The 9,849-nt window shown below is 58.1% G+C and carries 12 protein-coding genes; 5 read left to right on the top strand and 7 right to left on the bottom strand.

The genetic code is table 11. The annotated features are described in order from the left end of the window. The coding region (locus tag T281_RS13970; protein WP_037240429.1) for a recombinase family protein at positions 1-1,519 on the bottom strand (1,519 nt) is incomplete at its 3' end. Next, positions 1,506-1,874 carry a hypothetical protein gene (locus tag T281_RS13965; RefSeq protein ID WP_155955259.1) on the bottom strand — a complete coding sequence of 123 codons (369 nt, stop codon included), beginning with the start codon at positions 1,872-1,874 and terminating at the stop codon, positions 1,506-1,508. The genes T281_RS13970 and T281_RS13965, both read right to left, overlap by 14 nt. Positions 1,875-2,275: 401 nt before the next feature. Here T281_RS13965 and T281_RS13960 point away from each other — a divergent pair, with 401 nt between their 5' ends. From T281_RS13960 to T281_RS13945, 5 genes are all read left to right on the top strand, one after another. Continuing rightward, positions 2,276-2,494 carry a hypothetical protein gene (locus T281_RS13960; RefSeq protein WP_037240424.1) on the top strand — a complete coding sequence of 73 codons (219 nt, stop codon included), beginning with the start codon at positions 2,276-2,278 and terminating at the stop codon, positions 2,492-2,494. Positions 2,495-2,543: 49 nt separating this feature from the next. Continuing rightward, positions 2,544-2,696, top strand: coding sequence for a hypothetical protein (locus T281_RS18875; RefSeq protein ID WP_155955258.1), 153 nt, complete (start codon positions 2,544-2,546; stop codon positions 2,694-2,696). Further along, positions 2,683-2,991 (top strand): hypothetical protein, encoded by a 309-nt coding sequence (locus T281_RS13955; protein ID WP_037240421.1) that lies wholly within the window; start codon positions 2,683-2,685, stop codon positions 2,989-2,991. The genes T281_RS18875 and T281_RS13955 overlap by 14 nt, the downstream gene beginning before the upstream one ends. A 330-nt stretch (positions 2,992-3,321) precedes the next feature. Then, entirely contained in the window at positions 3,322-4,968 is a 1,647-nt protein-coding gene (locus T281_RS13950; RefSeq protein ID WP_052037506.1) for a TaqI-like C-terminal specificity domain-containing protein, read from the top strand. Continuing rightward, a complete protein-coding gene (locus T281_RS13945) occupies positions 4,943-5,668 on the top strand; it encodes a hypothetical protein (RefSeq protein WP_155955257.1) in 726 nt (241 codons plus the stop codon). Before T281_RS13950 ends, T281_RS13945 begins: the two co-directional genes overlap by 26 nt. A gap of 243 nt (positions 5,669-5,911) precedes the next feature. Here the strand turns inward: T281_RS13945 and T281_RS13940 are convergent, their stop codons facing one another. From T281_RS13940 to T281_RS13920, 5 genes are read right to left on the bottom strand one after another with little or no spacing between them, the layout of a single operon-like run. Continuing rightward, positions 5,912-7,327 (bottom strand): type IV secretory system conjugative DNA transfer family protein, encoded by a 1,416-nt coding sequence (locus T281_RS13940; protein ID WP_052037504.1) that lies wholly within the window; start codon positions 7,325-7,327, stop codon positions 5,912-5,914. Next, a complete protein-coding gene (locus T281_RS13935; RefSeq protein ID WP_037240418.1) occupies positions 7,324-7,554 on the bottom strand; it encodes a hypothetical protein in 231 nt (76 codons plus the stop codon). Before T281_RS13935 ends, T281_RS13940 begins: the two co-directional genes overlap by 4 nt. After that, positions 7,551-8,039, bottom strand: coding sequence for a hypothetical protein (locus T281_RS13930; RefSeq protein WP_037240415.1), 489 nt, complete (start codon positions 8,037-8,039; stop codon positions 7,551-7,553). Before T281_RS13930 ends, T281_RS13935 begins: the two co-directional genes overlap by 4 nt. A 23-nt stretch (positions 8,040-8,062) precedes the next feature. Further along, entirely contained in the window at positions 8,063-9,334 is a 1,272-nt protein-coding gene (locus tag T281_RS13925) for a relaxase/mobilization nuclease domain-containing protein (protein WP_037240413.1), read from the bottom strand. Continuing rightward, on the bottom strand, positions 9,331-9,756 hold the full coding sequence (locus tag T281_RS13920; RefSeq protein WP_037240411.1) for a MobC family plasmid mobilization relaxosome protein: 426 nt from the start codon (positions 9,754-9,756) through the stop codon (positions 9,331-9,333). The genes T281_RS13925 and T281_RS13920 overlap by 4 nt, the downstream gene beginning before the upstream one ends. Positions 9,757-9,849: the final 93 nt, after the last annotated feature.

Genomic DNA, 9,849 nt, shown 5'->3' with positions numbered 1-9,849 from the left:
GGGGCGCCATCACTTTTTCAGCACCGAAAAAACCACCTAACACCTTGAATGGTAAGGTCATTTCTGGAGTTCTAAGTCCCTCATTACGGGCATATTCCAGACGACGCGCAAAGGCCAATTTCAGCACCGTCCGGCGGTCCTCAAGACGACCGGAAGCCCAAAGATTCCAAGGGTTTGCGAGGAACGCGAGCGAAGTTCTAAGTGTGTCTTCGTAGCTGCTAGCAGGCTGCGCGTTAGTCGCCATTCTTTCCTTGATGACGATCTTCTCTTCCTCATGCCTGCGGATGCGCTCTTCGTACGCGGCAATCACACTAGGCACACTCGTATCGAGAATGCGTTCGAGAAGCTGTGATACCTGACGATCAATCTTGATAAGTTGCGCGCCCAGCGCCTTCGCTTCGGCTTGCGCGTTGGCAAGACGGCGATCCCAGTGCTCCCGAAGCATTCTTGTCGCAACCTTGAACAGCGCCTCGCTCGGCGTTGCGTTGCGAAGAAGCTGCTCGAACTCCCCTTCAAGGCGGTCTCGCCGGATCGACTTCCCGTAACTTTCGCAGCCGCGCTTGGGACACAGATAGTAAGGGTGGCGGCTGTACGCGCCCTTCGACCAGCAGGCGGTGAGAGGCGTTGCGCAATGGGCGCAAACGACAAACCCACGCAGCGGGAAATCCTCGTTGACGTTTTTTTGGCGCGGCGAATGCACCAGGCCGTTCAGACGATCCTGAATGCGCTGGAACGTCGTGAAGCTAATCAATGCCTCGTGCTGGCCGGGGCGCAGCGAGACATCCCAGTTCGGAGCTTCGACATATCCCGCATATGCGCACTGCGTGAGCAGCAAGTTGACGCGAGTATGTCGGACGATGCCGGTGCCATCCTTCGGGAAGAGTGGATTTTCTTGAAGAAAGCGCATCACGTCGGCCTGCGTCTCGAAGCGCCCTGAAGCATAGCCTTCGAGCGCTTCCTGCACGACGGACGCCACAGGCTCCTGGCGCAAGAGTAACTTGCCCCGCCCTTTGATAGCGGCGTATCGGTAGCCCACCGGAGCCTGGAAGACCCAGTAGCCGTTCATCACGCGCGAGCGCATGCGGTTCTTGGTCTGCTCCGCATTCTTCTGGCGCTGGTGCTGCGCCACGCTGGCGATGAGGTGTTCGACGAGTTGTGAGTCCGGGTCTTCGCCGAATTCAATGGAAGGCGATTGGAGAAGACCGCCCGCGTTCTCGATGAGCTGACGCAGCTCGATATGCGCTTGCAGGCCGCGTGCGAGGCGCGAGATGTCATCGATGATGACAACCGTCCCGCGTGCGCGCCGCTTGCGCAGGAAGGCAAGCATCGATTTCATCCCAGGCCGCTCGACCAAGCTCCCGGATACGTCGTCGGAAAAGACCGCGACGACTTCGTAGCCTTTCATGCGCGCGAACTCGCGGCAGCGCGTTTCCTGCGACCTAAGCCCGTCTCCCACCGTGGTCTGCTTTATGCTCGACACACGGCCATAAATGACGGCTTGGAGATCATCTCCCGTCATGGGATTCCTCCCGGCGTGTGCCTTTCGCTTCATCGCTTGTTTTCGCTGCATCCGAGAATTCTACACGCAAGGATTCTGCGGAGGGCAGGATGCCAGCAGCATCGAAAATCTGCTCACAGATTTTTACGTCGAAACCGAGCCGGACAAAGGACGCCATGATCGACCAGAGAATTCCTAGAAGCTCTTCTTTCTGGTCGTCGGTGATATCGAAGTCGTTCAGGTCGTCCATGTAAGCCGCCGGATCGAAATCGGCCGTGGAGAGACCTTGCGGCTCACGTCGCTGCGCAGCGACGCACTCCCACGAGGCGGCTCGTTCTGTCATTTCCAGAAGACCGTGGTCGGGCTTCTCCGTCATTTCGACCTCCTTCCTGCCCGCAGGCAAGCGTGCGATTGTATAGAACAAATGTAGAACATTCAAGGAAAATAATCCTATGAGCCGGACCGGTGAAGGTCCGCCTTGAGTGTTCCGGATGGACTCTTTGAGAACCCGCAAACGCTTAGAAACGAGTGTTCTCAAACGGTTCGCGAGGTTGCTAACGAAGCTAGCCGCTTGAGTTAAGTTCATAAAGTTGCCTCGTACGTTGTGAGCGATGACAACAACTCTTTCCAAAAAATCGGCATTCAAGGGTTTCAGGCGATTATTTTGTGAATCCGCGCCGCAAGTGGAGGATTCACAAGCGGACCGCCGCGTGATTCAATGCGGCCTCAGCGATCAGGCGCGCAGCTTATCGACGCTTCGTTGATAGGGATGAACCTATGAAGACCAGGCGACCGCCAGAGACCATTCCGCTTACGCTATGGCTAAAGCCGCGTGTGCTCGAAGGTCTGGCGCTCGCTTGCAAGGACCAGCAGGGCAACATCTTCTGCACGGTTCAGGACGCCGCTGCCGATATCCTGATGGACGCCGCCGAGACGTATCTGCGCGACGCGGAGCAAGCGAAGGAGGAGCCCGCCGACGATGGAATCCCCTTTTGACCAGGCCGAGTCCGACAGACGCTTAAGGGCGGTGATTGAGGCTGGCGCGGTGATCGACAAGATCGCCCGCAACGCAGAAGGGCGCGACAGCTTCGGCCAGTTCGCAGAACTCGAAAAAGTGCTGATCGCCGCATTGCGCGACACGGAAGCCGCCCTGGACAAGATCGAGGCCGAAAGGAGAATGCGCGATGGCAACAAGTGACGAGGAAAGGCCGGTGACTGAAAACGAGCGGCCGGAATACGAAAGCAAAATCCCCGAAGCTGTCACCTCGCTGTACGAGGCCGTCGAAATCCTCAAGCAGATCGACCACAACAAAATCACCCGCGAGCACGAACGCTATCTTTCCGGGGGAAGATGGTGCGGCATGGAAAAAATGCTGATATCCGCGCGCAATGCGAGCGACGAGGCGTTGAAGCTCATACGCATCGTGGACGGCTATCCGGAAAAGCGGCCCTTCATTCGCTATATCAAAGAGGATCGCTCCCGCCGCAGGTAAACGCGCGCGTAAATTTCCATACAAGCTTCTTTGCCCTCGTTGGGTATGGGTTGCCAGTCTTTGCAATCCTGCCTGAGCGGCGAGTGCGGACGAATGGTCAAGGTCGCGAAGTGCGCAAAGCGGAAGCCCTGACCCGAGGGACCGCCAAAAGCCCCAGTTTCCTGATCTTCAACGCAGCGGCCCGCAAAAAGCTGTTGGTGCTATCTGCCGTTTGGGAAATAGTAGTTTCCTCGGTCCGTCGAATCGGACACCCTACCCCTTTGTAACATCAACCAATTAGGACTTACTTCAAGTCGCGTTCAACGTCGGCTGAGGCATAGAGTATGCTGCATGCAATCGAGCCAAGCATCCTTTCTGGAAACTGACGACGACTGCCTCACAGTTTCGGAGGCGGCGGCAGCTATGAGCGTTTCAGATGCCTCGGTACGCAATTGGATAAAGACAGGATACCTCCAGCTGGTGGGAGGAAAGCGAATTAGCCGCGCTTCCCTTGATGCCTTTCGAGAGAACGTTGTCGGCTCCGACAAGCTGACTATGCGCGCGAATAAATCGCAGTACGACTATCACGACCACTCGGAACTCACGAACCTAATCGCTGAATTGCTAGATCGCCCGGAACATACGGGAGATAGCATCTCTACTCTGTACGAGGGCTCCCTATCTCAATCGTACCGCAACTTGGAGGGCGTCTACTACACTCCCAGCGAAATATGCGATTTGTTCTTTTCGCATCTTCCAGAGGATCGATCAAACTTCATTTTCCTTGATCCCTGTTGCGGATCAGGAAACTTCCTATCGGCGGCTGTCCGGGCGGGCTTCAGGCCAGAGAACGTCTATGGTTGCGACGTGGACAAAACCGCAGTGGGCATCGCTCGAAAGCGCATGAAGGAAGTGACCGGCGGCAGCCTTGCGACCATCTTTGATGCCGATTTCCTGAATTCCTCACCCGTTGCACGAACCACTATTCCTCCCGCCAACGTCATTTTCACTAACCCACCGTGGGGCAAAAAGCTGGCGACGTCAGATAAGGAGCGTTTGGCTGCGATCTATTCATGCAACAAATCTCTAGATAGTAGTGGGCTCTTTCTTTTGGCATGCCAGCAACTACTGCAACCAAATGGCTATTATGGGATGTTGCTACCCGAATCATTCTTTAATGTTGCCTCTTTCGAAATTGCGCGCCGCAAACTGCTTTCAGACCACCTAATTTCGATTGTTGACCATGGAAAGCCCTTCGCGGGGATACTGTCCCGCGCGGTATCGTTTGTCGCGACAAAACAACCGCCCGACCGGAATCAAATGGTTAGGTGTGCGAACGCAGGGTGTATCACTACACGAGAGCAGTCTTCCTTTCTCGGCAACCCTTCGTCGATTTTGAACTACGCCACAGATGCTGAGGATGCGACCTTGCTTCGGCATCTGTACACGCTGCCGCATGTAACGCTAGCTGGTCGCGCGAAATGGGCCTTGGGCGTGGTAACTGGCAACAACAAACGCCACCTTAGCGCCATTCCAAAAGAAGGCTTTGTCCCTGTTTATCGCGGAGCAGACATCGAGATAGATTGTCTTAAGCCGCCGACCAACTTTATTTCGACTGACATGTCCGGATTTCAGCAGGTCGCCCCGAAAGAGATGTACGAGGCAAGCGGGAAGCTGATCTACCGGTTCATCTCTTCAAAGCTGGTCTTCTATCACGATACAGACCAATCCATGATTTTGAATAGTGCTAACCTCGTGATCCCAGACCGAGAGTTTCCTGTTTCTATGCGGGTGCTGGCTCGATACCTGAGCAGTGATTTTTCGAATTGGATCTACGGGAAAATTTTCTCGACACACAAAGTGCTGCGTTCAGATATCGAGCGACTTCCTATCTTTGCAGACCAGTTGGCCGCGATGCGGGAGTTCGATGAAGTAAGGCTGTTGCAAGAAATTGGAATTGAAAGGACGCGCGGTGGATCTTATCGAATTAAAAAATAGGATTTGCTCCACTTTCTCAGGTTCGCCAGAGGATTTAGCGAGAATCGTGCGGGTAATCGACGAAGATCAGGCCATCTTTCCGTTCAACGAATATGAGCACATGTTAGCGCTCATGATGAGCGGATCGGGGCTAACGTTCGCTCAATATCTAGAGATACGCACTGAGTATGTCTCGCAGAATCCCAATCTTTGGATATTCGAGATATCCGCGCCGCGAGGATTCGGCGAAAAATTTGCGCAGACCTACGTCTTCGGAAAGTGCCCTAAGCTGAAGATCCCTTCAAAGAAGCTCCATGCTCAATATGTAGGAGATTACGATTGTTGGCTCGATGGAATTCGCATCGAAGTAAAGGCGTCACGCGCGGTCGATAGTGAAAGTGCCGAGCCACTATATATGAAGGCTCTTTCTCGAAGTTCCACGCGGCCGTTCCTTATGAATTTCCAGCAGCTGAAACCGCAGTGCTGTGATGTGTTCATTTGGGTGGCGGTTTTCAGAGACGAGATCGTCCTCTGGGTCATGGCGTCATCTGACGTAAGAGACAATTCCGCCTATTCTAGAGGGCAGCACCGTGGAAACAGTGGAAATGAGGGGCAACTTCACATCAATCAGGACAATGTAGGGATGCTGACGCCCTATGAGCTGAAAGATGGTGACCTAGAGGCGGCAATACGCGCTGCCGCGGCCCGAAATAGTCAGTAGGATGCGCAATAGAGGTTTAGCGCGCAACGCGCTTCCCCTCAAGAGTTGTCGATAGTGCTCCCGGAAGAAGATGGGTAGGCGAGCGTTTGAATTATTTCTCCCAATGTCTAGGCTGCGGCTGAGGGCTCTGCCCCGCGCGCTGCAAGAGACCTTCCGCCCGGCTCTTGGCCGGTTCCCCGCGAAGGCTCTTTCCGCTTGCCCCCCGTTCTCGCCGAAGGGCAGAGGTTCAGGCGGGGCTGAACCTTATCGGGTATAATCAGGTATAATCGGGTATGGCGCGCGGGCGAGCCAATCGTAGCGGTCCGGTTTTTTTCGCGCGTCCCGAAGGTAGCCCGAGAGTTCCGGGCGTTCCCAGAAACTCGGCATTTCGAGCGTAAAGAAGCCCTGATCGCGGGAGTCCAGCAGGCCGGTCTCCCCGCCCGTGGCCGCGCGTATGTCCTCGACTTGGAGCAGCGGGCGAGCCTGTTCGGCGAGATTGTCGCCGGACCCGCTGACCTGGTTCTGGTTGACGTTGAGGCCTCGCACCATGACCGAAGTCTTGCCCGAGCGGTGCTCGATTTCCTTGAGCGTTTCGGTGTCGGGCAGGCCCCGATAGATCGTGTGCGCCACTGCCTTGCGCCAGATGCGCGCGAGTTCGCGCCCGTAGCGGTTCTCCACTTGCGCGGCGGCATTCTGGAAGACGCCCAGGAAATTGATACCGCCCTGCCGGTAGAGGGTCAGGATTTCATGGAAGTTCGAGACATAAAGCTGTCCCCATTCCTCACCGACGACCAGGGCGCGCAGCGGTCCATGCGCATCGGCGAAGCGTTCGATGATGGCGGCGGCCATTGATCCCACGAAGTTACGGCTGGTCTCCGAGCGCGCCGAGCCAATGATGAAGATCGCGGTTCTCTCGCGCTTCATATCGGCGGGATCGAAGCTGTTTTCTTCCGTGATGCTCCGTGCGGCCGAGCCGGGCTGGAAACCCTGCAATCGCTCCACGACGGTTGAGGAATAGGCGTTCCATTGATCGGTGGAGGCGGTAAGGCTCGCGATCAGGCGGCACATGCCCCAGTCTTCTTCCATCCGGGAATCCGACGCCCACAGCAGCAGATCGTCGGCGATCTCATCCGGCGCGCGCCCGAAGAAGTCCCAAAGCCCGCCGACATTGCAGGGCCAGCGTGGTGAGGGATAAAGCGCGGTGATCTTGTTGTAGAGCGCGAAGCTGGTGCGCACGCCCTGACCGATCCATTTGTGCGCCGGGTTTGGATCGACCGGCACGAGATAGCTGGCGGCATCATACGCCGCTTCCCAGACGAGCGGGCGAAAGGCAAGCTGCGAGGCCGTCTCCAGCAGCCGTGTGTTGAAGTTGAAACTCTCGGACGGATAGCCGTAGAGCCTGCCCGGATTGACGAACCGGACGCGGTAGCCCTGCCGCTCAAGCGTCTTCCATGACACCCAGGCGAGTTCCGCGTCTTTCGGATCGGTGACGATCTTGGTGAGGTGCGCGGTGCGGGGCGAGACGAGATTGACACCCAGAAAGCGCGTGAGCTTACCCTTGCCCGCCTGCGCATCGATGGCGACGGGTTCGGTGCCCTCATAGATAACCGGCTGGCACCGGAAGAAGCCGAGTTCGATGCCGGGGCGAATATGCGCGTACGAAGTGACGAGCGCGCTCATAACAGACCCGCCTTGCGCAGCGCCTCTTCGTCATCGAGCTTCGCATGACCGAGCTGGCCGCTGGGGTTGGCATCGAGCATCGCGGCGAGCTGCGCGGCGGCGAGAGCTTCGGCCCGCGCGCGGGCGATGCGCGCCTGCGCGGAATCCTCCCACGAGAGCCGCTGCTGCGCGTGGGATTCGAACATCCAGATGATTTCGTAGAGTTCCGTGAAACGGCGCAGACTCATGATGGCCGTTCCTCGTCCTCCCAGCTCGCGAAGCGAAAGGGCTCAGGCTTGGGCGCGGGCGGTGGTGCAATTTGAGCAGGTAAGGTAGGGGCGACAGGCTCCACCGCTGGTGGTGCAAACATACCGGCGTTTGTCGCCAACATCGTCAGACCGATCGAGCCGAAACAGTAACCGCCGACGTACATATGCAGCCATGCGTCGGGGTGAATTTGGAAGCCGCATAGAACGGACGACAGCCACGCCAGCATCGGAATCGCGCAGGCACCAGTAATACCGGCATAGACAAAAAATTGGGCCTCTTCCGGCGTGACGACATTTTGCCCGAGTTGGAGTGGCTTGTTCCAGGCGCAGATGGAGATGACCGTAAATACGGCGGCCAATACCAATCCCAGAATGTAGAAGACAAAGATAAGAAGGAGCGCGCTTGCTCCGATGAGCCCGAACACGATCGCGAATTCGGAACTTCCGTCATTCTTGTTGCTCATGGCGTTTCTCCTCCTGTTGAAGATCAGCGTTCCAGTTTGAGTCCGAGGCCGCTCTTGCGCGCACGGGCAGGCGCGGGATCGCCGCGCGAGAATTTGAGGTAGCGGCCGATCTCGCGGCGTAGCTCCAGAAGCTCGCCCGCCTGCTTGCCGCGCAGCTCGCGGAAGCGTTCCTGCAAGCGGCCCCGTTCTTCGCGCTGGGTTTCGATTAGGCGCTCGCGCGCATCGGCGTGCCGGTCCTGCGTGGCTTTGGCTTCGCTTTCATTGAGCGAACGCACCTGCTGGTATTTGCCGGTGAGGCGATGCCACAGACCGACAAGCCCTTTGGGAAGGCGTGCAGCTCTGTCGCTGTTCTCGCGCTCCCACTCATCACGCTGGCGATCCGAAAGATCGGTGCGGGCCTGTCTGTGATCGTGCGTGAGCTTCGCCTTGCATCCGGCGAGCACGGAGGATCGCTCCCGGAAGCGCGCCTTCGATTCCTCGACATGGCGGCGGATCGCGGGCGTCATGCGCCGCGCGATCAGGGCTTTGGTGTCTTCGACGCCGGGTAGCCCGTCGCCATCGCCGAGCCGGGCGCGCACGTCCTTCGTCTTGAGATCGAGCAGGCGCGGGAGCGCATGAATATCGCCGGTGTGGTCGAGCACCACGAAGGAGCGCCTGTCACCCTTCGCCAGGAACAGGCCGTGTTCTTCGAGGCTGCGTGCGAAGGCGCGAGTGCCATCGGAATGCTTCCAGCAGGTTTGCACGAGCGCACGCGTCTCGCGCGGATCAATGCCCTGCCGTTTTGCCTGCTGCCATTCGGCCAGCGTGAAATTGAGGGGATTGCGCTGCCCTGCCTTCGCGATGCCGCGGGGCATCTCCCAGCCCTGTTCGAGATACAGCTCGCGCGATATCCCCATCAGCTTCGTCTTGAAGAACGAAAGCTGTTTCGCCGTCATGGTTTCCGCGTCGATGCGCGACCACACGCAATGCGCATGACGGCGACCTTCTTTTTCATGGAAGACGATGGCGCGCGGCTGGCCTTCGAGGCCGAGACGCTTTTCGATGCGGTCGATGGTTTCGCGGAAGGTGTCCGCCGTGACGTGCGCCTGCGCTGGTGGCGACAGGCTCAGTGAAAACAGGTACTGGCGGCAGCGCGTGCCTTTGGCGGTCGCTTCCGCTTCCTGAAACGCGCCTTTGAGATTGTCGGATGTGAACCCGCGCAGCTCGTGCAGGTCGATATGTTCGTTATCGTCGGTGCGCATCAGGTGGGCAGCAAGATTCTGACCGCCAGCACGCTGGGATGCCTTGAGGATCATGGGTCGACCCCCCGCATGCCGAGCGCGCGCAGCAGCAGCGTGTGCAGAGAGCGCACCGCGCGTATGGTCTCGCTCAGATCCTCCTCCGTCTCGGGGGTCATCGGCAGCGTGCCGATATTGGCCGCACGGGCGAGCTGGTTGAGGTTGCTGGCGATGTGCGAGCGGCCCAGCAACGCGAGGGCTTGCGCCAGCGCCTCCCGATCCTCGATGGAGATACCGGCGCGGCGCAGGCTCAGGTGCGCGGTGCCCAGAGCTTTCGCCTTGATATAGGCACCCAACGGCAGGCCCTTCGCTTCGCGCCGTAGGCGTTCGCGTTCTTCCGCCGTGAGGCGCAGGCTGAAGGGCGCGAGCCTTTCCGCCTTGGACGGTGGGTTATTGGAAAGCGGCGTGGATGGCGGGTTGAAGGTGTCGCTCAGGGACATGGCGGCACCGGAAAGTCGCGTGACTTCCGGTGCTTAAGGATGTCGTCCCAGTCCGCGAGAACCCTGAACAAATCGTTCGAGGTTTCGCCATCA

This window comes from Rhodomicrobium udaipurense JA643, assembly GCF_000636015.1.
Classification (GTDB): Bacteria; Pseudomonadota; Alphaproteobacteria; order Rhizobiales; family Rhodomicrobiaceae; genus Rhodomicrobium; species Rhodomicrobium udaipurense.
This window is presented reverse-complemented; position numbering and strand designations above follow the sequence as displayed.

What these genes read in the sequence shown, in the direction of transcription:
- T281_RS13965 (WP_155955259.1), bottom strand. Translation starts at nt 1,874, where the DNA reads ATGACGGAGAAGCCCGACCACGGTCTTCTGGAAATGACAGAACGAGCC.
- T281_RS13960 (WP_037240424.1), top strand. Translation starts at nt 2,276, where the DNA reads ATGAAGACCAGGCGACCGCCAGAGACCATTCCGCTTACGCTATGGCTA.
- T281_RS13955 (WP_037240421.1), top strand. Translation starts at nt 2,683, where the DNA reads ATGGCAACAAGTGACGAGGAAAGGCCGGTGACTGAAAACGAGCGGCCG.
- T281_RS13950 (WP_052037506.1), top strand. Translation starts at nt 3,322, where the DNA reads ATGCAATCGAGCCAAGCATCCTTTCTGGAAACTGACGACGACTGCCTC.
- T281_RS13940 (WP_052037504.1), bottom strand. Translation starts at nt 7,327, where the DNA reads ATGAGCGCGCTCGTCACTTCGTACGCGCATATTCGCCCCGGCATCGAA.
- T281_RS13935 (WP_037240418.1), bottom strand. Translation starts at nt 7,554, where the DNA reads ATGAGTCTGCGCCGTTTCACGGAACTCTACGAAATCATCTGGATGTTC.
- T281_RS13930 (WP_037240415.1), bottom strand. Translation starts at nt 8,039, where the DNA reads ATGAGCAACAAGAATGACGGAAGTTCCGAATTCGCGATCGTGTTCGGG.
- T281_RS13925 (WP_037240413.1), bottom strand. Translation starts at nt 9,334, where the DNA reads ATGATCCTCAAGGCATCCCAGCGTGCTGGCGGTCAGAATCTTGCTGCC.
- T281_RS13920 (WP_037240411.1), bottom strand. Translation starts at nt 9,756, where the DNA reads ATGTCCCTGAGCGACACCTTCAACCCGCCATCCACGCCGCTTTCCAAT.